Here is a 23,592-nt window from a genome sequence, read left to right on the forward strand (position 1 = left end):
TCCGCCGGCACCCCACCCTGCCGCTGGCACGGGCTGTTCCCCTACGTTACGGACGCGCGTCTGGCACGGCCGCGCCGGCCTTCGGAGCGCCGTCGAACACCCCAAAAACCCCGTAATCTAGCGGTTTTTCTACGCTCCATAGAATAGTGTCCTTACTCACATAACCGGTACTCTGGAACGGGCTGGTCCGATCGAAGGACTAGAGTTCCCAAAGGAGCATTGCGCCGTGTGGCTCGTTTCCAAGCTTGTCGCAGGGTGCGTTTATTCCGCAGCCCGGTAACCGCGAGTACGTGGGGTCCGGCTGTACAGAAACTACTTCGACGTAGAAGGACACTAAACCGTGGACCTGTTTGAATATCAGGCGCGCGATATGTTCGAGGCGCACGGTGTACCCGTGCTTGCTGGCATCGTGGCGCACACCCCTGAAGAAGCAAAGGCAGCTGCCGAGAAAATCGGCGGCGTAACTGTCGTAAAGGCGCAGGTCAAGGCCGGAGGCCGCGGCAAGGCCGGCGGCGTCAAGGTCGCGAAGACCGCTGACGAAGCGTTTGAACACTCCACCAACATCCTCGGGATGGACATCAAGGGCCACACCGTCCACCGGGTGATGATCGCCCAGGGCGCAGACATCGCCGAGGAATACTACTTCTCCGTCCTTCTGGATCGGGCCAACCGCAACTACCTGGCCATGTGCTCGGTTGAAGGCGGCATGGAAATCGAGCAGCTCGCCGTTGAGCGGCCCGAAGCCCTGGCCAAGATCTCGATCGACCCGGCCGTGGGCATCGACCAGGCCAAGGCCGACGAAATCGTCGCCGCTGCAGGCTTCGCAGAGGAACTGCGTGGCAAGGTCGCCAGCGTAATCCTGAAGCTCTGGGACGTTTTCAAGAAGGAAGACGCCACCCTCGTGGAGGTCAACCCGCTGGTCCTGACCGGCGCCGGCGACATCGTTGCCCTCGACGGCAAGGTCTCCCTCGACGAGAACGCCGACTTCCGCCACCCCAAGCACGCTCACCTTGAAGACAAGGACGCTGCTGACCCGCTCGAGGCCAAGGCCAAGGCGCAGGACCTCAACTACGTCAAGCTGGACGGCGAAGTCGGCATCATCGGTAACGGTGCCGGTCTGGTCATGTCCACCCTCGACGTCGTTGCCTACGCCGGCGAGAACCACGGCAACGTCAAGCCCGCCAACTTCCTGGACATCGGCGGTGGAGCGTCCGCCGAGGTTATGGCAGCGGGCCTCGACGTCATCCTGGGCGACCCGCAGGTCAAGTCCGTCTTCGTCAACGTCTTCGGCGGCATCACCGCCTGTGACGCCGTCGCCAAGGGCATCGTCGGTGCACTGGCCGAGCTGGGCCACTCCGCGAACAAGCCGCTGGTCGTCCGCCTCGACGGCAACAACGTTGAGGAAGGCCGCCGCATCCTGGCCGAGGCCAACCACCCGCTGGTTACCCTGGCCGCCACCATGGACGAGGGCGCCGACAAGGCTGCCGAGCTCGCCAACGCAGCGAAGTAGAGGGACTCGACTATGTCTATTTATCTGAACAAGGACTCCAAAGTCATCGTCCAGGGCATCACCGGCGGCGAAGGCACCAAGCACACCGCCCTGATGCTCAAGGCCGGCACCAACGTTGTTGGCGGCGTCAACGCCCGCAAGGCCGGCACCACGGTCCTGCACGGCGACACCGAGATCACCGTTTTCGGCACCGTCAAGGAAGCCATGGCCGAGACCGGCGCTGACGTTTCCATCGTCTTCGTGCCGCCGGCCTTCACCAAGGACGCCGTCGTTGAAGCCATCGAGGCCGGCATCGGCCTGGTTGTCGTCATCACCGAAGGCGTGCCGGTCCAGGACTCCGCTGAGTTCTGGGCACTGGCCCAGTCCAAGGTTGACGCCAACGGCAAGCAGGTCACGCGCATCATCGGACCGAACTGCCCCGGCATCATCACCCCGGGTGAGGCCCTCGTCGGCATCACCCCGGCGAACATCACGGGCAAGGGCCCCATCGGCCTCGTCTCCAAGTCGGGCACCCTGACTTACCAGATGATGTACGAGCTGCGCGACCTTGGCTTCTCCACCGCCATCGGCATCGGCGGCGACCCGGTCATCGGCACCACGCACATCGATGCCCTCGAAGCCTTCGAAGCCGACCCGGAGACCAAGGCGATCGTCATGATCGGCGAAATCGGTGGCGACGCCGAAGAGCGTGCCGCGGACTACATCAAGGCCCACGTCACGAAGCCGGTTGTCGGCTACGTGGCCGGCTTCACCGCTCCGGAAGGCAAGACCATGGGCCACGCAGGCGCCATCGTCTCGGGTTCCGCGGGCACCGCCCAGGCCAAGAAGGAAGCCCTCGAGGCTGCCGGCGTCAAGGTCGGCAAGACGCCGTCCGAGACCGCCAAGCTCCTGCGCGAAGTCTTCGCGACCCTCTAGGTCCGAAGCACCACAGCACCACAGCAACGCGGGGTCACTCACGGCCCATTCCACTCGGTGGGATGGGCGCGGAGTGACCCCGCGTTGCTTGTTTAAGGCTGCTTGTAAAAGTACGACGGCGGCAGGCCACCTTCCCGGCGAGTCCTAGACCTTGGCCCCGCTGATGACTTCCTCGAGCCGCTCGTAGGCTTCGATCATGCCGCCCTCCATTCCGGACTGCGCCATGCCGTCGCGAGCCTCCATGCTGGGGTAGACCGCCCGTGCGCGGAGGCGGCAACGGCCGTCGCCGAGATCTTCGAAGGTCAGGAACTCAATGCTCACCACATCCGGGTAGCCGTCGAATTCGAAGGTTTGGATGGCGAAGTCGTTCTCGCGGACTGTGTGGAAGACGCCGCTGAAGACATACGCGCTGCCGTCCGGTGCGGTGTGGGTGTAACGGTAGCTGCCGCCGGTCCGGAAGTCGTAGTGGTCAATGGTCATGGTCATCCGCCGCGGACCGAGCCACTGGGCGACGAGCTCGGGGTCCTTGTGCGCCCTGAAGACCTCGGACACGGGAAAGTCGAAGTCGCGCTCAAAGTCGATGAAGGGCAGCCCTTCGGGGACTGTCAGTTTCAGTGCGTTGCTCATGATGCATCCTTTGCCTGTGTGCCGCTCTGGGCGGCGCGGATTTCAAGCACGGAGTCAAGGCTGCGGAACTGCCCCTCGCGGACCAGCCGGTACTGGTCGATCCAGGCAGTGAGCGCTTCCAGCCGTGCGGGGTTCAGGTGCACGGGCCGGCGCTGGGCGTCACGGGTGCGCGTGACAAGTTGCGCCTGCTCGAGGACCTGGATGTGTTTCGAGACCGCCTGCTTGGTGATCGCGAAGGGCTCCGCCAGTTCGTTGACGGTGGCCGGGCCCCGGCTGAGCCGGGCAATGATGCGGCGGCGGACCGGATCGGCGAGGGCCAGGAAGGCCGCGTCGAGCTCACCGTCGTCGCTGGAATCCATGGGGTGTGGCCTCCTCGTCGCTCGGCTAATCAACCTAACAATTGATCAACCTTTTGATTGTTTAAGGATAGGACGGGACCCGCGGCAAGGCAAGGACGGTATCGCTCCCGTGCGAAAGGGGGCGCCGCGCCGCGGTGAACTCTAGGCGAACGTCCGGCCAATGGGGCGCAAAAATCGATTTTTGGCCGGCTTGGCGTGGAGATACTGGAACGCATGACTACCTTTTCTCGTCGTCAAGTATTGCGTTCAGCGGGGGTCGCCGCCGTTGCCGGGGCCATGGCCGCCAGCACTTCCGAGAACGCATTTTCAGCCTCCCCAATCGGCCTCTTTGGCCACGGGATCGCCTCAGGAGATCCCATGCCGGGCAGCGTGCTGCTGTGGACCCGCGTCACGCCCACCCCGGAATCGCTCCCCGGCAGCGGTGCCGGCCCGGACGTTTCCGTCCGCTGGGAAATATCCGCCGATCAAGCGTTTACGAAAGTAGCTGCCAGCGGTACTGCCTTCACCGGCCCGGCCCGCGACCATACCGTCAAGGTCGTTGCAGGCCGGCTGTTGCCCGCCACGAGCTACTGGTATCGGTTCACCCTGGGGCAGGAGACCTCACCCGTGGGCCGCACGCGAACCGCGCCGGCCGCGGGGGCGGCGGTGAACCGGCTGACATTCGGGGTGGTTTCCTGCGCGAACTGGCAGGCTGGATACTTCTCCTCCTACCGCCATCTGGCCGCGCGCGGCGACCTCGACGCCGTCCTCCACCTGGGTGACTACCTCTACGAATACGCGCCCGGCGACTACCAGGCCCGCGACGTCGTGGTCCGGCCGCACGAGCCGGCCGTCGAGATGACCCGCCTGGAGCACTACCGCCGCCGCCACGCGCAGTATAAGACCGACCCGGACCTCCAGGCCCTGCACGCAGTGGCCCCGTTTATCGTTACCTGGGACGACCACGAATCGGCCAACGACGCCTGGCAGGGCGGCGCCGAAAACCACACTCCGGGCGCCGAAGGCGCCTGGAGCGAGCGCTTCGCGGCCGCGCACCAGGCCTACGCCGAGTGGATGCCCGTCCGCTACGAGCCCGGTGGCCAAATCTACCGCCGCCTGGAGTTCGGCTCCCTGGCTAGCCTGGCCATGCTCGACCTGCGCTCCTACCGTGACCAGCAGGCGGCCAGCGGCGCGGACTCCTCGATCAGCAGCCCCGCCCGCACCATCACCGGCACCGCCCAGATGGACTGGCTGCTGGGCAACCTTAAGTCCGATGGTCCGCAATGGAAGCTCGTCGGCAACCCCGTCATGATTGCCCCGGTCCGGGTTCCCTCGACCCTGAGCACCGCTGAATTGGCTGGTGTGCAGAAGCTGATGGGCGGGACAACCATCAATGGCGTGCCCTACAACGTGGACCAGTGGGACGGTTACGAGGCCGACCGCAACCGCGTGGTCCGCCACCTGCGCGACAACGCCGTCAAGGACACGGTGTTCCTCACCGGCGACATCCATTCCGGCTGGGCCTGCGACATCCCCGCGGATCCGGCCAGTTACCCGGCCACCGGCGACTCCGTGGCCGCGGAACTGGTCTGCACCTCCGTCACGAGCGACAACCTCGATGACATCCTCAGCGTTCCGCCGCGGACCGGATCCGTCGGCGTTGAAAACGCCATCAAGGCAGCCAACCCGCACGTGAAGTATCTGGACTTCGACTCGCACGGCTTCTCAGTCCTCGAGGTGACGCCCGCCGGCGTCCGGATGGACTGGTACGTCCTCGCGGAGCGAACGGACCCGGGGTCCCAAGCCACGCGATCCACGTCATTCCAAGTGCAGTCCACCTCCGGCAAAGTCACCCGGATGCAAGGAGGCCTTCAGTGAGTCGTTCAGCCACTAACCGCCTGACACCGGGCCGCCGGCAGTTCCTGCAACTCGCCGCCGCCGGCGGTGCCGCCGTCGTCCTTTCCGCAGCGCCGGGCACCACCTGGGCCGCCCCTGCCGCCGTCCGGACCAGGAGCTACGTACTCGTCGTGGACGGCTGCCGCCCGGACGAGATCACACCCGCCCTGACGCCGAGGCTCGCCGCTCTGCGGGCCGCCGGCTGCAATTTCCCGGCGGCACGCTCCCTGCCTGTCATGGAGACCATACCCAACCACGTCATGATGATGACCGGGGTCCGCCCGGACCGCTCGGGAGTTCCGGCCAACGCCATCTTCGACCGCGCCGAAGGCGTGGTCCGAGACCTCGACCGCTCAACCGACCTGCACTTCCCGACTCTCTTGGAGCGGCTGCAGGAACGCGGGCTTACCACCGGGTCGGTGCTCAGCAAGAAGTACCTGTACGGCGTCTTCGGTGCCCGGGCCAGCTACCGGTGGGAGCCCCAGCCAGTGCTTCCGGTAACCGGACACGCGCCGGACGCCGCCACAATGGACGCCCTTCTGGCGATGGTGAGCGGGCCCGACCCCGACTTCGTTTTCACTAATTTGGGTGACATTGACCGCGTCGGCCACTCCGACCTTTCGGGAACAACGCTGCGGGCAGCACGTGAAACTGCCCTCGCGGACACGGACGTGCAGGTGGGGCGCTTTATCGACCACCTCAAGAGCGCCGGCAAATGGGACTCCAGCGTAGTGATGGTGCTGGCCGACCACTCGATGGACTGGTCGGTCCCGAGCAATGTCATTTCCATCGACCTGATCCTCCAGTCCCGTCCGGAACTGCAGCCCAACGTCAAAATCGCCCAGAACGGCGGGGCGGACCTGCTCTACTGGACCGGCGCCGACGCCGACCGCGCGGCCGGACTGGCCGCCGTCGAACAGTTGGTCGGTGCCCATGAGGGGGTGTTCTCGGTGAACAGGCCGGGGGAGCTGCGCCTGGGGGCCGAAGCCGGCGACCTGGTGGCCTACTGCCGCGCGGGCTGGCGTTTCTCCGACCCCTACGTTGCCTCTAACCCCATCCCGGGCAACCACGGACACCCGGCCACGGAGCCGATTCCGTTCTTCGTCTCCGGAGGCAGCCCGCTGGTGGCAAAGAGTGTTGTGTCCTCCGAGGCCGCCAGGACAGCGGACGTCGCGCCGACCATCGGCGGAATTTACGGGCTGAAACCGCCCGCCGGCGGCTACGACGGCACGGCCCGGAGTTCTGCCTTTACCGGCTAGTCCGGCCTGCCGCTCCGGCAAGCGCAATACCCCAGCGCGGGGTCACCTGGCGCCGTCCCGAACCTCGGGATGGGCGCCAGGTGACCCCGCGCTGCTGTGTCCATGCGGAAAATCCTTGCATCGCTTCAATTTAGTTTGTTAGTATGTCAGGACAAACTACTGAAGGAGATGCGAGTGCCTCTCGTGCGAATCGACGTCAACCAGGGCCGCACCCCGGAGCAGCTCCGCGGGCTCAGCCAGGGCATCCATGCCGCCATCGTGGCCGAATACGGCATCCCGGAGCGGGACTACTTCCACGTGCTGACCGAGCATCCCGCGGGACAGATTGTCGCCCAGGATGCCGGGCTCGGCTTCGAGCGGACGCCGGACGTTGTGATGATCCAGATCTTCACCCAGGCCGGGCGCAGCCAGCCTGCCAAGCAGTCCCTGTTTGCCGCCATTGCGGACAAGCTGGCCGCCGCGGGGGTGGCGGGCGAGGACGTCTTTATCGGATATGTCGAGAACGCGGCGGGGGACTGGTCCTTCGGTTTTGGCCTGGCCCAGTACGTAACGGGTGAGCTCGGCATTCCCGCCAAGTAACTACCGGGGCGGTTCCGGCGCTTGCGCCGCAGCGACACCCGTGCGGGGCGGTATTTGGGGCTCCCGTGTCATGTTGTAAATATGTCAGTACAAACCTTTGACAGTACATGGATTCTGAGGCAAAGTAGTGCTTGTGGCCCGGCTCACGCCGGCCCCCTAAGCACCGAAGCTCAGGCTGCGCAAAGGTACCGAGTTCACACCAGAAAGGTCCGCGATCACCGTGACCCACGAACTGCTCACGATCGGGCGCATCAGCGTTGATATCTACCCGAATGACATCGGGGTGGATCTGGAGGATGTCACGTCCTTCGGAAAGTACCTTGGCGGATCACCGTCCAACGTGGCGGTCGCCGCCGCCCGCCACGGCCGCCGCGCCGCCGTCATCACCCGGACCGGCGACGACGCTTTTGGCAAATACCTGCACCGCGAACTGCACAAGTTCAACGTGGACGACTCCTTCGTCACCCCGGTCAAGGAATGGCCCACCGCGGTCACGTTCTGCGCGATCAAGCCGCCGGAAGACTTTCCGCTCTACTTCTACGGCCGCTTCCCCACGGCCCCGGATCTGCAGATCAAGGCGGAGGAGTTGGATCTGGATGCCATCAGGGACGCGGGCATCTTCTGGTCCACCGTCACCGGTCTCTGCCAGGAGCCGAGCCGCACCGCGCACCTCAAAGCCCACGAGGCGCGGCCCCGCACCGGGCTGAAGCCCGGCCAGTTCACCATCCTGGACCTCGACTACCGGCCGATGTTCTGGGCTTCCGAGGAGGAAGCCCGGGAGCAGGTCGCCAAGATCCTGCCGCACGTCACCGTCGCGATCGGCAATGACAAGGAATGCGCCGTCGCCGTCGGGGAGGGCACCCCGGACGAACAGGCGGACCGGCTGCTTGCCGCCGGCGTCGAAATCGCCGTCGTGAAGCTGGGCCCGGAAGGGGTCATGGCCAAGACCCGCACCGAGCGTGTGGTCTCCGCCCCGGTGCCTGTGGAAACCGTCAACGGCCTCGGTGCCGGCGACTCGTTCGGCGGGGCCTTCTGCCACGGCCTGCTCTCCGGCTGGCCGCTCGCCCAGGTCCTCGACTTCGCCAACGCCGCCGGCGCCCTCGTCGCGTCCCGCCTGTCCTGCGCGGACGCGATGCCGACGCCGGACGAAGTTACGGGCCTGCTCGCCGAGCGCGGCCGCCTGCTGCCGGGTACCTACGCCACCGAAGGAGCAGCACTGTGAGTGCAAACCCAGCCGTCGCCGCCCGTGCGGTGAACGATGATCCCCGCCGCTACGAGCACCTGAGCATTATCCGGCTCGAAGACCCGGAAGCGATCGCCCGCGCCGCCAAGGCACGGCGCCGCCACCCCGGTGTCAGGGCCCACCGGCAAAACTTCATTGTGGCCGCCGACCACCCGGCCCGCGGTGCGCTCGCCGTCGGGAATGATCCCGTGGCCATGGCCGACCGCCGCCAGCTCCTGGACCGGCTGCAGATCGCCCTGGCCAACCCGGACGTCGACGGCGTCCTCGCCTCGCCGGACATCATGGACGATCTGCTCCTGCTCGGCGCGCTCGAGGGCAAGCTGCTCTTCGGCTCCATGAACCGCGGCGGCCTCTCCGGCCTGGTGAACGAATTCGATGACCGGTTCACCGGACACACTGCGGCCGCGCTGGAGGCCCTGGGCGCCGACGGCGGAAAGATGCTCACCCGCATCTGCCTCGGCGACCCGGACACGGTGGTGACCCTCGAAGCAACCGCGCGGGCGATCGATTCCCTTGCCGAGCGCAGGCTGATCGCCATGGTGGAACCGTTCCTCTCCGTCCGCGAGAACGGCAAGGTCCGCAACGACCTCTCCACCAACGCCGTCATCAAGTCAGTCGCCATCGCCGAAGGCCTCGGCGCGAGCAGCGCCTACACCTGGATGAAGCTCCCCGTCGTGGCCGAGATGGAACGCGTCATGGCGTCCACCACCATGCCCACCGTGCTCCTCGGCGGAGACCCGGACGCCGGCCAGGACGAGGTGTTCGCCAGCTGGCAGGCCGCCCTCGCCCTGCCCGGCGTCCAGGGCCTGACCGTCGGCCGGACCCTGCTCTACCCGCAGGACGGCGACGTCGCCGGCGCCGTGGCGACCGCCGCGTCGCTGTTGCACCACACCGCCTCAGAATCCACCCGCACCACAGAAGTATCGGAGTAGCTTCCCATGGGAATGAGCACTGCATCAGGAACACGCAGAATGACCGTCGCCCAGGCCGTCGTCGAATACCTGTCCAAGCAGTACACCGTCGATTCGATCGGCGGCCAGGACTTCCGGGAGCGCCTGATTCCGGGCACATTCGGCATCTTTGGCCACGGCAACGTTGCCGGCGTCGGCCAGGCCCTGAAGCAGTACCAGCAGCTCGATCCGACGATCATGCCGTACTACCAGGGCCGCAACGAACAGGCCCAGGCGCACCAGGCCGTCGGATACGCCCGGCACACCCGGCGCCGCCAGACCTTCGCGATCAGCACTTCGATCGGCCCGGGTTCCTCGAACCTGCTCACCGGCGCGGCGCTCGCGACCACCAACCGGCTGCCGGTCCTGCTGCTGCCCAGTGACACGTTCGCCACCCGGGCCGCTGACCCGGTGCTGCAGCAGCTCGAACGCCCGGAAGCCTACGACATCACCGTCAACGACGCCTTCCGGCCGCTATCGAAGTTCTTCGACCGAGTCTCCCGGCCCGAGCAGCTGTTTTCCGCATTCCACCACGGCCTGCGGGTCCTGACGGACCCGGCCGAGACCGGCGCGGTCACGATCTCGCTGCCCCAGGACGTCCAGGCCGAGGCGTTCGACGTGCCCGAGGAGTTCCTCGCCGAGCGCGAGTGGCGGATCCGCCGCCCCGACGCCGACGACGAGGACATCCGCCGCGCCGCCGACGCCATCCGCGCCGCCAAGCGCCCGCTGATCATCGCCGGCGGCGGCGTGCTCTACGCCTACGCCAACGAGGAACTCGCGAAGTTCGTCGAGCTCACCGGGATCCCGGTCGGCAACACCCAGGCCGGCGTCGGCGTCCTGCCGTGGGACCACAAGTTCTCCCTCGGCGCGATCGGCTCCACCGGCACGACGGCGGCCAACGCCATCGCCGCCGAGGCGGACCTCATCATCGGCATCGGCACCCGCTACGAGGACTTCACCACCGCGTCCCGGACCGCGTTCCAGAACCCGAGCGTGTTGTTCATCAACATCAACGTCGCCGCAATCGACGCCTACAAGCACGGCACTTCACTGCCGATCGTGGCGGACGCCCGCAAGGCCCTGGTCAAGCTGAACCAGGCCCTCGGCGGCTACCGGATCGGCGCGGACCTCGAACAGCAGATCGCGAATGAGAAGACCCGCTGGAACGCCACGGTGGACGCGGCCTTCGACACGCGCTTCACCCCGCTGCCGGCGCAGAACGAAATCATCGGCGCCACCAGCCGCGCCATGGACGCCCAGGACGTCGTCATCTGCGCCGCCGGGTCCCTGCCCGGTGACCTGCACAAGATGTGGCGCGTCCGGGACCCGTTCGGCTACCACGTCGAATACGCCTACTCCTGCATGGGCTACGAAATCCCCGGCGGCCTCGGCGTCAAGCGGGCCGCCCTCGCCGAAGCCGCGAAGGGCGGGGCGCAGCGCGACGTCGTCGTGATGGTGGGGGACGGCTCCTACCTGATGATGCACACCGAACTCGTCACCGCCGTCGCCGAGCGGATCAAGCTGATCGTGGTCCTGATCCAGAACCACGGCTACGCCTCGATCGGCTCGCTCTCCGAGTCCCTCGGCTCGCAGCGCTTCGGCACCCAGTACCGGGCCCTGGACGAGGAGCACCACAGCTTCGACGACGGCGACCGGCTCCCGGTCGACCTGGCCCTGAACGCCGAAAGCCTCGGCGTGAAGGTGATCCGCATCGAACCGGGGGAGAAGGTCATCGCCGAGCTCGAGCAGGCCATCCGCGACGCCAAGGCTGCCCCCGAACGCGGCGGCCCGATCGTCATCCACGTCGAATCCGACCCGCTGCTGGATGCCCCCAGTTCCGAGTCGTGGTGGGACGTTCCGGTCTCCCAGGTCTCCGAGCTCGACTCCACGAAGCAGGCCTTCCAGACCTACGTCGACCACAAGAGCCGCCAGCGCAAGCTGCTCGGCTGACCCCCTTCATCACCAGCTCACGAACAAGCCACAGACCAAGGAAGTCCATCACCATGTCAACGACGACCGTCTCGACCATCAGCCACTTCATCAACGGTGCCGAAACCGCAGGCGTCGGCACCCGCACCCAGCCCGTCTACAACCCCGCCACCGGCGCCGTCTCCGCAGAGCTGCGGCTGGCCAACCGGGAAGACCTGGACGCCACGGTCGCCGCCGCCCGCGCCGCCGCCGACACCTGGGGCGACATCTCCCTGGCCAAGCGCACCGCCGTGCTGTTCAAGTTCCGCGAACTCGTCGCCTCCCACATCGACGAGCTCGCCGAGCTGATCACCGCCGAACACGGCAAGGTCCTCTCCGACGCGAAGGGCGAGATCGGCCGGGGCCTTGAAGTCATCGAATTCGCCTGCGGCATCCCGCAGCTGCTCAAGGGCGACTACTCCGACCAGGTCTCCACCGGCATCGACGTGTTCTCCTTCCGCGAGCCGCTCGGCGTCGTCGCCGGCATCACCCCGTTCAACTTCCCGGTCATGGTGCCGCTGTGGATGGCGCCGATGGCGATCGCCACCGGCAACGCCTTCATCCTCAAGCCCTCCGAACGAGACCCCTCCGCCTCCATGCTGCTCGCCAAGCTGTGGAAGCAGGCAGGGCTGCCCGACGGCGTCTTCCAGGTCCTGCACGGCGACAAGGAAACGGTCGACGGACTCCTGACCCACCCGGACGTGGATGGCATCTCGTTCGTCGGTTCCACCCCGATCGCCCGGTACGTCCACGAGACCGCCACCGCGCACGGCAAGCGCGTCCAGGCCCTGGGCGGGGCGAAGAACCACGCGATCATCCTGCCCGACGCCGACCTCGACAACGCCGCCGACCACCTCGCCGCCGCCGCCTTCGGCTCCGCCGGGGAACGCTGCATGGCCATCTCCGTCGCCGTCGCCGTCGGCGAAGCCGCCGACCTGCTGGTCAAAAAGGTCGAGGAGCGTGCCCTGGCCGTCAAGGTCAACAACGGCACCGTGCCCGACGCCGAAATGGGCCCGGTCATCACGCCGGCGTCGAAGGAACGCATCGTGAAGATCGTCACCGAGGCCGAAACCGCCGGCGCCGCCATGGTGGTGGACGGCCGCGACCTCGTGGTCCCCGGCCACGAGGACGGGTTCTGGGTCGGCCCCACCGTCCTGGACCACGTCAAGACCGAAATGACCGCCTACACCGAGGAAATCTTCGGCCCCGTCCTGGTTGTGGTCCGGGTGGAGGACCTCGACGCCGGCATCGCCCTGATCAACTCCAACCCCTACGGCAACGGCACCGCCATCTTCACCTCCTCCGGCGCCGCAGCCCGGAAGTTCCAGCGCAGCGTCACGGTGGGCATGATCGGCATCAACGTGCCGCTCCCCGTCCCGGTGGCGTACCACTCCTTCGGCGGCTGGAAGGCCTCGCTGTTCGGCGACAAGCACATCTACGGCCCCGAAGGCGTCTCCTTCTACACCCGCGGCAAGGTCATCACCTCGCGCTGGCCCGAACCCACGCACGCTTCCGGAGCCTCCTACAACTTCCCGTCCAACTAGTCCCCACCGCCCCCCTCGCCTCGCAAGTCCCCACCGGCTCCCAGCCTTCGCAAGCTCAGGCAGGGGCCCTCGCCGGTGGGGCCCCACGGCCAGGGAACCCTGGCGGCGTGGGCCCACCCACCGCCCCCCTCGCCTCGCAAGTCCCCACCGGCTCCCAGCCTTCGCAAGCTCAGGCAGGGGCCCTCGCCGGTGGGGCCCCACGGACAGGGAACCCTGGCGGCGTGGGCCCACCCACCGCCCCCCCAACAACCACGATCGACTGCTCCGCAACCGCCGTTTTGAGCGTCCAAAACGGCACCTGCGGAGCAATCGATGAGAAGGAATGGAAATGACAGAGAACAAGCTGATCATCGGCACCGCGCCGGACTCGTGGGGCGTCTGGTTCCCGGATGACCCGCAGCAGACCCCGTGGGAACGCTTCCTGGATGAGGTGGCCGAATCCGGCTACAAGTGGATCGAACTGGGCCCCTACGGCTACCTCCCCACCGACCCMTCCCGGCTGGCCGAGGAACTCAAGGCCCGTGACTTGAAGGTCACCGCAGGAACCGTGTTCACCGCCTTTCACCGCGGCCTGGACCAGTGGGAAACCGCGTGGGAACCGGCCCGCAAGGTCGCCGAACTCACCGCCGCGATGGGCGGGGAACACATCGTGGTCATCCCGGCCATGTGGCGCGACGACGTCACCGGCGAGGCCGTGGAAAGCGGCACGCTCACCGAAAAGGCCTGGAGCGACCTCTTCACGGGCCACAACCGCCTGGGCAAGACCCTGCTGGAGGACTTCGGCCTGAAGCAGCAGTTCCACTCGCATGCCGACTCCCATGTCGGCGCGCAGGAGGACATCGAGACCCTCCTCGCCGCCACGGACGCCAAGTACCTCAACCTCTGCCTGGACACCGGCCACGCCGAATACTGCGGTGCCTCCAGCCTCGATCTGATCAAGAACTACCCGGACCGGATCGGCTACCTGCACCTCAAGCAGATCAACCCGGAAATCCTCAGACAAGTCAACGAGGAAAACATGACCTGGGCGGCCGCCAACCTGGCCGGCGTCATGACCGAACCGCCGAACGGCCTGCCGGACCTGCGCGCCGTCATCGAAGCCGTCGAGGCGCTCAACCGGCCGATCTTTGGCATTGTGGAACAGGACATGTACCCGGTGGCCTTCGACGTCCCGATGCCGATCGCCAAGCGCACCCGGAACTACCTGCTCTCCTGCGGCTCCCGCACCGCCGTCAACTAGAACTGAGGACAAGATCATGACTAAGACCCTCCGCGTAGCTGTCATCGGCGCCGGCCGTATGGGCGCAGACCACATCCAGCGGCTCAACACCCGCATCCACGGCGCCGAAGTGGCCGCCGTCGTCGACGTCGACCTCGCCCGCGCCCAGGCCGCCATCGAGGGCATCCCCGGCGCCGTCGCCCTGGCCGACGCCGAGGAAGCCCTCAACAACGGCGACGTGAACGCCGTGCTGATCGCCACCCCCGGCTTCCTGCACGAAGACATCCTGCTCAAGGCGATCGCCAAGGACATCCCGATCCTCTGCGAGAAGCCGCTCACCCCGGATGCCGAATCCGCCTGGAAGATCGTCGAAGCCGAAGAAAAGCTCGGCCACAAGCGCATCCAGGTCGGCTTCATGCGCCGCTTCGACGCCGAATACGCCGCCCTGGGCAAGATCATCCGCGACTCCGAACTCGGCGAGCTGCTTATGCTGCACCACCAGCACCGGAACCCCACCACCCCGGCGGGCTTCACCAACGAGATGCTGATCAACGACTCCGTGGTCCACGAGTTCGACGCCATCCGGTACTTCACCGGCGAGGAAATCACCTCGGTCCAGGTCCGCCTCGGTAAAGCCACGCGGAACGCGCCGGCCGGGCAGCACGACCCGCAGCACGTCCTGATCGAGACCGAGTCCGGCGTCCTGGCCGACGTCGAGATCTACGTCAACGCCAAGTTCGGCTACGAAGTGGCCACCCAGGCCTCCTTCGAGGACGGCATCGTCAGCATCGGCGGGGACAAGGGCCCCTACACCCGCAGCAATGGCCACTGGGGCGGCAACGTCACCCCCGGCTTCGAGGAACGTTTCGGGGCAGCGTACGACGTCGAAATCCAGTCCTGGGTTGACGCGGCCCTGCGCGGTGAGATCGGCGGCCCCACCGCCTGGGACGGCTACGCCACGGCCGCCTGCTGCGAGGCCGGCGTCGAGGCGCAGAAGAACGGCGAAAAGGTCGCCGTGAAGCTCAACGCCAAGCCCGCCCTCTACCGCTAGGAACCCTGCCGGSCGGCGCCCCCTCCTGACAAGTTCGGGGCGCGACCCCGCACGCCGATTTCATCCCCTTCTACAACCACCCGAAGGCCGACGACGCACTGGTGGGCCAGCTGAAGGCGGCCTGCAAGGACGCGGGAATCGAAATCGCCTCGGTGCTGCCCGTGCTGCGCTGGTCCGGGCCGGACGAGGACGCCCGCGAGGCCGCCGTCCGCTACTGGAAGCGGGCCATCCAGATCACCGTGGACCTGGGCGTGGGCACCATGAACACCGAGTTCAGCGGCCGGCCGGAGAAGGCCGAGGAATCCGAGCGGGCCTTCTACCGCTCCATGGAGGAGCTGCTCCCCATCATCGAGCGGGAGGGGATCGACCTGCTGATCGATCCGCACCCGGACGATTTCGTGGAGGAGGGCCTGGCCGCGATCCGGGTGATCCGCGGGCTGAACTCGAAGAACGTGGGCCTGGTCTATGTGGCCTCGCACAGCTTCCACATGAAGAACGCCCCGCTGGAGATCATGCGGGCCGCGGGGGACAAGCTGCGCCTGGTCCACGTCGCCGACACCATGGACCACCACGCCTCACACGGCCTGCGCTACATCACCAACCCGCCCGGCAACCCCGTCCGCGTGCACCAGCACCTGAAGATCGGCGACGGCGACGTCAACTGGGACGAGTTCTTCGGCGGCCTGAAGGAAATCGGTTTCCTGGACCGCGACGACACGGTGATGGTCTCGAGCGTCTTCGCCGAGGACGACAACGCCGCGGAGGTCTCCCGCTACCAGCTGGAGACCATGACGCAGCGCATCGAGAAGGCGAGCCTATGACGAAGCCTGACGGCACACTGACCAGCTCAGCGCCGGCCTCGGCCGACGCCTCAGCCGACTCCACGGCCCGGGAAGCCGCGGGCGGGGAAGCCGCGGCCCGAACCGCCTGCGCCTCGAATTCCAAGGGTTTCATGCGGCGCGTGGCGCTGTTCTCCACGTTTGGCGGCCTCCTCTTCGGCTATGACACCGGCGTCATCAACGGCGCGCTGCCGTTCATGCAGCGGGATCTCGGCCTCACCCCGCTGACCGAGGGGCTCGTGACCTCCACCTTGCTCTTCGGCGCGGCGTTCGGCGCCATCTCGGCGGGCCGGCTCTCGGACCGTTTCGGCCGGCGCAAGACCATCATGGGGCTCGCGCTGATCTTTGCGGTGGCCACCATCGCCTGCTCCGTCTCGCCGAGCACCGAGATGCTCATAGCCTCCCGCACCCTGCTGGGCCTCGCCGTCGGCGGGGCATCGGTGATCGTTCCGGTCTACCTCGCGGAGATGTCCCCGGCAGCCCAGCGCGGACGAATCGTGACGCAGAACGAGCTCATGATCGTCACGGGACAGTTCCTGGCCTTCACGTTTAACGCCGTGCTGGGCAACGCCTTCCCGGAGGCCTCCCACGTCTGGCGGTGGATGCTCGTCATTGCCACGCTGCCGGCCGTCGTCCTGTGGTTCGGCATGCTGCTCCTGCCTGAAAGCCCACGCTGGCTGGCGTCGGCCGGCCGCTTCGGTGAAGTCCTTGAGGTGCTGCGCCGGACACGCGCCACGGAGGACATATCCACCGAGTTCGACGAAGTCCGGCAGGCCGCGCGGGAAGACTACCAATCCAAGCTCGGCACCTTCCGCGACCTCACGGTTCCGTGGATCCGTCGCATCTTCGTCGTCGGACTCGGCATGGCCGTGATCAACCAGATCAGCGGCGTCAACGCCATCATGTACTACGGCACGTCCATCCTCTCCAGCTCGGGCTTTGGCGACCAGGGCGCCCTCATTGCCAACGTCGTCAACGGTGTCACCTCGGTGGTCGCCGTCGTCGTCGGGATGTCCCTCATGTCGCGGCTGCCGCGCAAGTCCATGCTGATCGCCGGCCTGACCGGCACTGCAGCGTCCCTGCTGGCCATCGGCGTCATCTCCATGCTCATCCCGGAGGGCACCCTCCGCGGCTATCTCGTACTGCTGTTCATGGTGACGTTCCTGGCCTCGATGCAGTCCTGCATTGGCACGGTGACGTGGCTGACGATGGCCGAAATTTTCCCGCTGCACGTCCGCGGCATCGGCATGGGCATCTGTGTCTTCGTGCTCTGGATGATCAACTTCCTGATCGGGTTCTTCTTCCCGCAGATGGTGTCCTGGATTGGCGTCTCGGTGACGTTCTTCATCTTCGTTGCGATCCAGCTGGCAGCCATCGTCTGGGTGAAGCGCGTGGTTCCGGAGACCCAGGGAAAGAGCCTGGAAGACCTGGAACACTTCTTCAAACAGGCGGCCGTCAAGCAGCCTGTCAACGCTTAGTCTTTCCATCACAAAGCCCCGCCCGCGACGTCATCGGGCGGGGCTTTCGTGCGTTAGCGCTTGACCGTTGTGGCCTCAGACTCCGGCGTGCAGCCGGGGGAGGGCGTCAACCAGCGGTGCCAGTTCGGGGACTTCCTGGGCCTCGGCCAGCGCCCGCTCCAGTGTGGCGTCGTGAACCGGCCGGCTCTGCTCGAGCAGCGCGATGCCGCTGGGCGTGAGCTCGGTGTAGATCCCGCGGCGGTCATCCGCGCAGAGGATCCGGGTCAGCAGCCCGCGGTCCTCGAGCCGGTTGACCAGGCGCGTGGTGGCGCTGGCGCTCAACGCCGTGGCGCGGGCCAGCTGCTGCATCCGCATGTGCCAGCCGTCCTGCCGGCTCAGCGCATCCAGCACGGTGTACTCCACGACGGAGAGCTGGGCCTCGGCCTGCAGGGAACGCTCCAGCTCGGCTTCGATCAGCCCGTGCAGGGCCGCCAGGGTCCGCCAGCCTTGTGCCCGGACCTCGACGGCGTCGTCCTTGATGCCCATCAGGTTTTTCCCTTCAACTCGTGAGCCCGGCAGGGTGGTGACGGGCACATCAAATAATAGTTGCTTGCGCGCTGTATCTGCTTGTGCAAGAATAAATAACGCGTCTGCAACTACTAGCTTACGCGCCATACCCCCATCCCGTACAGCTTTGTAAGGAGCACCTCCATGCCTGTTGGCCTGATAGCCCTCGCCCTCGGCGGGTTCGGCATCGGACTCACCGAGTTCGTCATCATGGGTCTGCTGCCGCAAGTGGCCGCAGACTTCCACGTCACCGAGGCCACCGCGGGCTGGCTCATCTCCGGCTACGCGCTCGCCGTCGTGGTCGGGGCGCTGGGCCTCACCGCGGCCGTGACGCGCTTTGAACGCAAGCCCGTGCTGGCCGTGCTGATGGTGCTCTTCATCGCCGGCAACCTCGTCTCGGCGCTCGCGCCGGACTACTCGGTCATGATGATCGGCCGCATCATTGCCGCGTTGTCGCATGGCGCGTTCTTCGGCATCGGCGCCGTGGTGGCCGCCAGCATGGTGGCGCCCAACAAGAAGGCCGGCGCGATCGCGATCATGTTCACCGGCCTGACGGCAGCAAATGTGTTGGGCGTCCCGTTCGGCACCATGCTGGGCCAGGCTGCGGGCTGGCGCTCCACGTTCTGGGCCATCACGGTCATCGGCGTCCTCGCCCTGGCCGGCATTCTTGCCCTTGTGCCGAAGACGGGGTCCGGCGAATCTGCCGCTGGCGGGCTCCGCGGCGAGCTCCGTGCCTTCCGGTCCGGGCAGGTCTGGCTCTCCATCCTCGTGACCATCCTCGGCTACGGCGGCATGTTCGGCGCCTTCACCTACATCGCCTTCACCCTCACCGAGGTCACCGGTTTCTCCGCCACCACGGTCCCTTGGCTCCTGATCCTCTTCGGCGTCGGGCTCTTCATCGGCAATACCCTCGGCGGCAAGGCTGCGGACAAGAATGTGGACCGCACCCTGGTCGTAGTCCTCGCCATCCTGGTGCCGGTGCTCGTGCTCTTCGCCCTGACCGCGGGCAACCAGCCGGTGACCATCGCCTCCATGGTGCTGCTGGGCGGCTTCGGCTTCGCCACCGTTCCGGGGCTGCAGATGCGCGTCATGAAGTACGCCAGCAGCGCTCCCACCCTGGCCTCTGGCGCCAACATCGGCGCCTTCAACGTCGGCAACGCCCTGGGGGCGTGGATGGGCGGCGTCACGATCACCGCAGGCCTCGGCTACACCTCGCCGATCTGGGCCGGTGCCGGGATCACCCTGCTGGGCCTGGCGGTCATGGCGTTCGCGGCAACTGCTGCGAAGAAGCACGACGCCGGCCGGCCGGCCGACGTCGACAGCTCCGAGAAGGACAACGAGACTGAGCTGCAGCCGGCCTAGCGGCCCGGCGACAGCCGGCTTACCGGCCTAGCGGCCGAACGGCAGCCGCGGGTCCAGGTCCTGGCCCTCCCAGGTCTGGCGGATCCAGCCGTGGTGCGGGTCGTCGCTAATGAGCCACTCGCGGACCGGGCCCGGGCCGGCCATGACGTTGAGGTAGTACAAGTCGTAACCGGGGGCGGCCATGGCGGGCCCGTGCCAGCCGTACGGCACCAGGACGACGTCGCCGGTCCGGACCTCGGCCGCAACATCGATGGGCCGCTCGTCGGAGGCATAGACGCGCTGGTAGCCGATGGCGTCGTCGGCGCCCGTGCGTTGCGGGGCCCCGGGCGTCACGCGGGTTTCGAAGTAGTAGATCTCCTCGAGGTTGGTCTCGCCGTCTTTTTCTTCATCGTGCTTGTGCGGGGGATAGGAGGACCAGTTGCCGGCCGGGGTGAGCACCTCGCAGACGATGAATCGGTCCGCTTCCAGCGCGGCGGGGGTGCCGAAGTTGTGGACCTGGCGGGAGCAGTTGCCCGCCCCGCGCAGTTCCACCGGCGTTTCGGCGGCCGTGATGAGGAGGGTCGGGTAGGCGGCCTTGGCCGGGGCGGTGGCGACTGCCACGCGTCCGCCGGCGGCCGAGGTGATGGCCGCCGCCTTGCCGGCTCCCGTGTAGAGCACGTCGCTGGGACCGCTGAAGACGCTGTCCCGGCCGGCGAGGGGATAGTCCTGCCCGTCCACGGTCGCCACGAAGGAACCGTTGAGCGGGATTACGATGCGTTCCTCCGCCGCAGCGTCCAGTACGACGCCGCCGCCGGCCGCCAGCGTGGCAACCTTCAGCCCGGTATGTGCCCACCCGTCCACCTTCAGTCCGGAATCGGACGTCCCAATGGAAATGTCCCACTTGCCTTCGGCGGCGGTGCCGAGCGGATAGACCCAGTTGGCCATGGAAGCTGCCCTTTCGTTATCGCGCCGAAGAGACGCGCGTGTGTGCGTTGTTGGAGCCGGTGGCGCTCGTTGGTGAGCGCTTGTGGGTGGACGCCTTGCGCGAGGCGCCTAGTTCTGGACGCCCGCTTATGCCGTGGTTTGAGCGCCTATCTTTGAACCAGCGTCATCTCAAAGCTGTAAGAATCTGCCCGGTAGACGTGGTGGCCGGTTTCCACCATGCGCCCGGTGTCGTCCACGGCTGTGCGCTCCATGGTGACGAGCGCGGAGCCCGGGGTGGTTTCGAGCAGCGGTGCCTGGTAGTCGTTGGCGATTATGGCGCCGATCCGCTGGGAGGCGAGGCGGAAGTTCACGCCGCCGTTGCGGAGGATGCCGTAGAGGCCCTGCGACGCAAGGCTTGCCTCGTCAAGGGCGGTGATGTCGTCGCGCACCCAGTTCTCCATCAGGGCCAGGGGTTTGCCGCCCACTTTCCGGAGCCGGGTGAAGTGGTAGACCTTGGCGCCGGCGGGAAGCTGGAGCGCCTTCCGGATCGAGGCGTCCGCCTCCTCATGCGAGAAGCTCAGCACATCGGTGGTGGGCTTGCTGCCGTTGTTGCTCAGGTCGTCATAGAGGCTGGAGAGTTCCAGCGGGCGGCGGACCTGGCTGGACACCACCTGGGTGCCCACCCCGCGCTTGCGGACCAGGAGGCCGGAGCGGACCAGCTCATCCATGGCCTTGCGCATCGTGGGGCGGGACAGGTTGAGCTGGGCGGCCAGGTCGATCTCATTTTCCAGTCGGCTGCCAGGTTCCAGCAGCCCGGTGTGGATGGCGGCCTCGATGCCCTGCACCACTTGGTGGTACAGGGGTATCGGTGACGAGCGGTCGATCTGCAGATTCAGTTGATTCGCCACTGGGCGTGCTCCCTTGTGCTCCGCGGTGGCCGAGGTGCCGGTCTTTCCGCGTATGACAGGCGCATGTTCGCTTGATAGGACATACTGCCTTTTTCTGATGGTAGCAGGGCTCCCGAAGGGAGCCAAGGGGTGCCGCCGGGCGCCTCGGGAGTAGTAGTCGGGCTGACCGCTTTGCGCAGGTGAAGCCCGCGAATTCGGTCATTTCATCGCGTAGCGTTACGTCAAAACATCCTAATGTCAGGACAAACTATTGACAACTGTGATTGGAGTCACCATGATCGGTTGTAGATGGCTCATGGACCGACGCGATGAAGCGGCCGGCGTGGCCCGGAATCAAAGGAGATTGATCGTGACCAAGTTCTCGTGGCGGAAGGCGACCCTCGTGGCTGCCGTTGTACCCATGCTGGCCCTGAGCGCGTGTTCCAGCACCGGTGGGAAGCCCGCAGACTCAGGCAATGCGGCTGGCGGAGGCCAAGTTGCCACCACAGACCGAATCAAGATCGCCCTGATCACCCATGCCGCAGCAGGTGACACCTTCTGGGACATCGTTCGCAAGGGTGCCGAGGAGGCATCGGCGAAGGACAACGTTGAGCTCCTCTACACGTCCGATCCCGAAGCCGGGCGCCAGGCCCAGCTCATTCAGCAGGCCATTGACCAGAAGGTCGACGGCATCGCTGTCACGCTCGCCAAGCCCGAAGCCCTCAAAGACGTCCTGAAGAAGGCCTCTGACGCCGGCATCCCGATTGTGAGCCTCAACGCCGGCGAATCGGTCTCCTCCCAGCTGGGAGCATTCACCCACTTCGGTTCCAACGAGCAGCTCGCCGGGCAAGCCGTGGGCACCAAGCTGGCCGCGGACGGTTACAAGCACCCGGTCTGCGTGATTCAGGAACAGGGCCACGTTGGACTTGAAGCACGGTGTGCCGGTGTGAAGGCCAAGGTGCCCGGAACTGAGATCCTTTACGTCGACGGCAAGGATATGACCTCCGTTCAGTCCACCGCGACTGCCAAGCTCCAGGCTTCCAAGGACGCCGACGTCATCATCGGCCTCGGCGCCCCCATCACCCTGACTCTCCTCAAGTCGGTCGCTGACGCCGGCAGCTCTGCCAAGGTTGCCAGTTTCGACCTCAACGCGGAGCTCGCCCAGAAGATCGTGGATGGTGCAGTTCTGTTCACCGTGGACCAGCAGCCGTGGCTGCAGGGCTACGGCGCCGTTGACGCCATCTGGCAGAACAAGCGCGGCGGCTTCAACATCGGCGGCGGCCAGCCTGTGCTGACCGGCCCGGCGGTCATCGACAAGTCCAATGCGGCCGATGTCCTGACCTTCGCCCAGCAGGGTATCCGCTAACAGTCCGCTGGCCGGGCCGGTTCACGCCGGCCCGGCAGCTAGGAGAATTATCATGACCGTCACCCAGACCAAGACAGAGTCAGCGGCGCCCGATGAGCGCGTCGCCAAGCGCAGTCCGTTCCAGAAGTTGCTCGGACGTCCCGAGGTCGGTGCCCTGGTGGGCGCGATCGTCCTCTTCATCTTCTTCGCGTTGGTGTCCCCGACCTTTACCCAGCCCGGTGCCCTGGCGACCATCCTGTACGGCTCCTCCACGATCGGGATCATGGCGGTGGGGGTGTCCTTGCTGATGATCGGCGGGGAGTTCGACCTCTCCACCGGCGTCGCCGTGATCACCTCGGCGCTGACCGCGTCGCTGTTCAGCTGGTACTTCACCACGAACGTCTGGGTCGGCGTCGGCCTGGCCCTGGTGGTCTCCTTGTCCGTCGGGTTCATCAACGGCTGGATCCTGATCAAGACCAAGCTCCCGTCCTTCATCGTCACCCTCGCCACGTTCCTGATGCTGACCGGCCTGAACCTGGGCCTGACCCGGCTGATCGGCGGCTCGGTGTCCTCGCCCTCGATCTCGACCATGGACGGCTTCGCCTCGGCCCGGGCGGTCTTCGCCTCCTCGGTGAGCATCGGCAACGTCGACATCAAGATCACCGTGTTCTACTGGTTCGCACTCGTCGCGGTCGCGACCTGGGTGCTGATGCGGACCCGGGTGGGGAACTGGATCTTCGCCGTCGGCGGGGACGCGAACGCGGCCCGCGCCGTGGGCGTGCCAGTCAAGGCCACCAAGATCGGCCTGTTCATGGCCGTGGGGTTCTGCGCCTGGATCCTGGGCATGCACAACCTCTTCGCCTTCGACACCGTGCAGTCCGGTGAGGGCGTGGGCAACGAGTTCCTCTACATCATCGCCGCGGTGATCGGCGGCTGCCTCCTCACCGGCGGCTACGGCTCGGCGATCGGCGGCGCGATCGGCGCGTTCATCTTCGGCATGGCCAACAAGGGCATCGTCTACGCGCAGTGGAACCCGGACTGGTTCAAGTTCTTCCTGGGCCTGATGCTGCTGCTGGCCACCATCGTCAACCTCATCGTCAAGCGCCGCGCGGAACTGAAGTAAAAGGGGCCCG

At 66.5% G+C, this 23,592-nt stretch carries 20 protein-coding genes and 1 pseudogene; 16 read left to right on the plus strand and 5 right to left on the minus strand.

The features are described from left to right. Positions 1-340 precede the first annotated feature (340 nt). The gene (sucC, locus tag AC1DXI_RS10505) at positions 341-1,510 is read left to right on the plus strand and encodes an ADP-forming succinate--CoA ligase subunit beta (protein ID WP_018776032.1); all 1,170 of its coding nucleotides are present in this window, start codon (positions 341-343) and stop codon (positions 1,508-1,510) included. A gap of 12 nt (positions 1,511-1,522) precedes the next feature. Beyond that, complete coding sequence (gene sucD, locus AC1DXI_RS10510; RefSeq protein ID WP_018776033.1) at positions 1,523-2,425, plus strand: succinate--CoA ligase subunit alpha; 903 nt, start codon at positions 1,523-1,525, stop codon at positions 2,423-2,425. A 144-nt stretch (positions 2,426-2,569) separates the two neighbouring features. Here the strand turns inward: sucD and AC1DXI_RS10515 are convergent, their stop codons facing one another. Next, the gene (locus AC1DXI_RS10515; RefSeq protein ID WP_476938548.1) at positions 2,570-3,052 is read right to left on the minus strand and encodes an SRPBCC family protein; all 483 of its coding nucleotides are present in this window, start codon (positions 3,050-3,052) and stop codon (positions 2,570-2,572) included. After that, a complete protein-coding gene (locus AC1DXI_RS10520; protein WP_476938549.1) occupies positions 3,049-3,411 on the minus strand; it encodes an ArsR/SmtB family transcription factor in 363 nt (120 codons plus the stop codon). The genes AC1DXI_RS10515 and AC1DXI_RS10520 overlap by 4 nt, the downstream gene beginning before the upstream one ends. Before the next feature lie 213 nt (positions 3,412-3,624). Between AC1DXI_RS10520 and AC1DXI_RS10525 the strand changes: the two genes are divergently transcribed. The 11 genes and pseudogenes from AC1DXI_RS10525 (at position 3,625) to AC1DXI_RS10575 (ending at position 17,416) form a co-directional block, all read left to right on the plus strand. Further along, on the plus strand, positions 3,625-5,268 hold the full coding sequence (locus AC1DXI_RS10525; protein ID WP_476938550.1) for an alkaline phosphatase D family protein: 1,644 nt from the start codon (positions 3,625-3,627) through the stop codon (positions 5,266-5,268). Continuing rightward, complete coding sequence (locus tag AC1DXI_RS10530) at positions 5,265-6,545, plus strand: alkaline phosphatase family protein (protein WP_476938551.1); 1,281 nt, start codon at positions 5,265-5,267, stop codon at positions 6,543-6,545. Before AC1DXI_RS10525 ends, AC1DXI_RS10530 begins: the two co-directional genes overlap by 4 nt. Positions 6,546-6,719: 174 nt before the next feature. Then, complete coding sequence (locus AC1DXI_RS10535; RefSeq protein ID WP_476938552.1) at positions 6,720-7,124, plus strand: tautomerase family protein; 405 nt, start codon at positions 6,720-6,722, stop codon at positions 7,122-7,124. A 220-nt stretch (positions 7,125-7,344) separates the two neighbouring features. Continuing rightward, positions 7,345-8,346, plus strand: coding sequence for a 5-dehydro-2-deoxygluconokinase (iolC, locus tag AC1DXI_RS10540; RefSeq protein ID WP_476938553.1), 1,002 nt, complete (start codon positions 7,345-7,347; stop codon positions 8,344-8,346). Continuing rightward, positions 8,343-9,299: a Cgl0159 family (beta/alpha)8-fold protein gene (locus AC1DXI_RS10545; RefSeq protein WP_476938554.1), complete on the plus strand. Its 957-nt coding sequence runs from the start codon at positions 8,343-8,345 to the stop codon at positions 9,297-9,299. The genes iolC and AC1DXI_RS10545 overlap by 4 nt, the downstream gene beginning before the upstream one ends. 39 nt (positions 9,300-9,338) lie before the next feature. Beyond that, entirely contained in the window at positions 9,339-11,267 is a 1,929-nt protein-coding gene (gene iolD, locus AC1DXI_RS10550) for a 3D-(3,5/4)-trihydroxycyclohexane-1,2-dione acylhydrolase (decyclizing) (protein ID WP_476938555.1), read from the plus strand. Positions 11,268-11,320: 53 nt separating this feature from the next. Continuing rightward, a complete protein-coding gene (locus AC1DXI_RS10555; RefSeq protein ID WP_476938556.1) occupies positions 11,321-12,829 on the plus strand; it encodes a CoA-acylating methylmalonate-semialdehyde dehydrogenase in 1,509 nt (502 codons plus the stop codon). Positions 12,830-13,157: 328 nt separating this feature from the next. After that, entirely contained in the window at positions 13,158-14,069 is a 912-nt protein-coding gene (locus AC1DXI_RS10560; protein ID WP_476938557.1) for a sugar phosphate isomerase/epimerase family protein, read from the plus strand. A gap of 16 nt (positions 14,070-14,085) precedes the next feature. Beyond that, entirely contained in the window at positions 14,086-15,099 is a 1,014-nt protein-coding gene (locus tag AC1DXI_RS10565; protein ID WP_476938558.1) for a Gfo/Idh/MocA family protein, read from the plus strand. Positions 15,100-15,143: 44 nt separating this feature from the next. Beyond that, a pseudogene (locus tag AC1DXI_RS10570) lies at positions 15,144-15,920 on the plus strand (sugar phosphate isomerase/epimerase family protein); the annotation flags it as partial. Continuing rightward, positions 15,917-17,416 (plus strand): sugar porter family MFS transporter, encoded by a 1,500-nt coding sequence (locus AC1DXI_RS10575; RefSeq protein ID WP_476938559.1) that lies wholly within the window; start codon positions 15,917-15,919, stop codon positions 17,414-17,416. The pseudogene AC1DXI_RS10570 and the gene AC1DXI_RS10575, both read left to right, overlap by 4 nt. Before the next feature lie 75 nt (positions 17,417-17,491). On the opposite strand, the gene AC1DXI_RS10580 is transcribed toward AC1DXI_RS10575, so the two are convergent. Further along, positions 17,492-17,941, minus strand: coding sequence for a MarR family winged helix-turn-helix transcriptional regulator (locus AC1DXI_RS10580; RefSeq protein WP_028275607.1), 450 nt, complete (start codon positions 17,939-17,941; stop codon positions 17,492-17,494). Between the two features lie 165 nt (positions 17,942-18,106). Here AC1DXI_RS10580 and AC1DXI_RS10585 point away from each other — a divergent pair, with 165 nt between their 5' ends. After that, complete coding sequence (locus tag AC1DXI_RS10585; RefSeq protein ID WP_476938560.1) at positions 18,107-19,324, plus strand: MFS transporter; 1,218 nt, start codon at positions 18,107-18,109, stop codon at positions 19,322-19,324. A 27-nt stretch (positions 19,325-19,351) separates the two neighbouring features. On the opposite strand, the gene iolB is transcribed toward AC1DXI_RS10585, so the two are convergent. Both iolB and AC1DXI_RS10595 read right to left on the minus strand, forming a co-directional pair. After that, positions 19,352-20,248 (minus strand): 5-deoxy-glucuronate isomerase, encoded by an 897-nt coding sequence (iolB, locus tag AC1DXI_RS10590; protein ID WP_476938561.1) that lies wholly within the window; start codon positions 20,246-20,248, stop codon positions 19,352-19,354. A 146-nt stretch (positions 20,249-20,394) separates the two neighbouring features. Beyond that, positions 20,395-21,135, minus strand: coding sequence for a GntR family transcriptional regulator (locus AC1DXI_RS10595; RefSeq protein ID WP_476938562.1), 741 nt, complete (start codon positions 21,133-21,135; stop codon positions 20,395-20,397). Positions 21,136-21,484: 349 nt separating this feature from the next. Here AC1DXI_RS10595 and AC1DXI_RS10600 point away from each other — a divergent pair, with 349 nt between their 5' ends. Together AC1DXI_RS10600 and AC1DXI_RS10605 are read left to right on the plus strand one after the other, a co-directional pair. After that, complete coding sequence (locus tag AC1DXI_RS10600; RefSeq protein WP_476938563.1) at positions 21,485-22,480, plus strand: substrate-binding domain-containing protein; 996 nt, start codon at positions 21,485-21,487, stop codon at positions 22,478-22,480. Between the two features lie 52 nt (positions 22,481-22,532). Beyond that, the gene (locus tag AC1DXI_RS10605; RefSeq protein ID WP_476938564.1) at positions 22,533-23,582 is read left to right on the plus strand and encodes an ABC transporter permease; all 1,050 of its coding nucleotides are present in this window, start codon (positions 22,533-22,535) and stop codon (positions 23,580-23,582) included. Positions 23,583-23,592 lie beyond the last annotated feature (10 nt).

The organism is Arthrobacter sp. P1_H7, assembly GCF_056405215.1.

What these genes read in the sequence shown, in the direction of transcription:
- sucD (WP_018776033.1), top strand. Translation starts at nt 1,523, where the DNA reads ATGTCTATTTATCTGAACAAGGACTCCAAAGTCATCGTCCAGGGCATC.
- AC1DXI_RS10605 (WP_476938564.1), top strand. Translation starts at nt 22,533, where the DNA reads ATGACCGTCACCCAGACCAAGACAGAGTCAGCGGCGCCCGATGAGCGC.
- AC1DXI_RS10555 (WP_476938556.1), top strand. Translation starts at nt 11,321, where the DNA reads ATGTCAACGACGACCGTCTCGACCATCAGCCACTTCATCAACGGTGCC.
- iolB (WP_476938561.1), bottom strand. Translation starts at nt 20,248, where the DNA reads ATGGCCAACTGGGTCTATCCGCTCGGCACCGCCGCCGAAGGCAAGTGG.
- iolD (WP_476938555.1), top strand. Translation starts at nt 9,339, where the DNA reads ATGACCGTCGCCCAGGCCGTCGTCGAATACCTGTCCAAGCAGTACACC.
- AC1DXI_RS10585 (WP_476938560.1), top strand. Translation starts at nt 18,107, where the DNA reads ATGCCTGTTGGCCTGATAGCCCTCGCCCTCGGCGGGTTCGGCATCGGA.
- AC1DXI_RS10565 (WP_476938558.1), top strand. Translation starts at nt 14,086, where the DNA reads ATGACTAAGACCCTCCGCGTAGCTGTCATCGGCGCCGGCCGTATGGGC.
- AC1DXI_RS10515 (WP_476938548.1), bottom strand. Translation starts at nt 3,052, where the DNA reads ATGAGCAACGCACTGAAACTGACAGTCCCCGAAGGGCTGCCCTTCATC.
- AC1DXI_RS10575 (WP_476938559.1), top strand. Translation starts at nt 15,917, where the DNA reads ATGACGAAGCCTGACGGCACACTGACCAGCTCAGCGCCGGCCTCGGCC.
- AC1DXI_RS10520 (WP_476938549.1), bottom strand. Translation starts at nt 3,411, where the DNA reads ATGGATTCCAGCGACGACGGTGAGCTCGACGCGGCCTTCCTGGCCCTC.
- AC1DXI_RS10580 (WP_028275607.1), bottom strand. Translation starts at nt 17,941, where the DNA reads ATGGGCATCAAGGACGACGCCGTCGAGGTCCGGGCACAAGGCTGGCGG.
- AC1DXI_RS10525 (WP_476938550.1), top strand. Translation starts at nt 3,625, where the DNA reads ATGACTACCTTTTCTCGTCGTCAAGTATTGCGTTCAGCGGGGGTCGCC.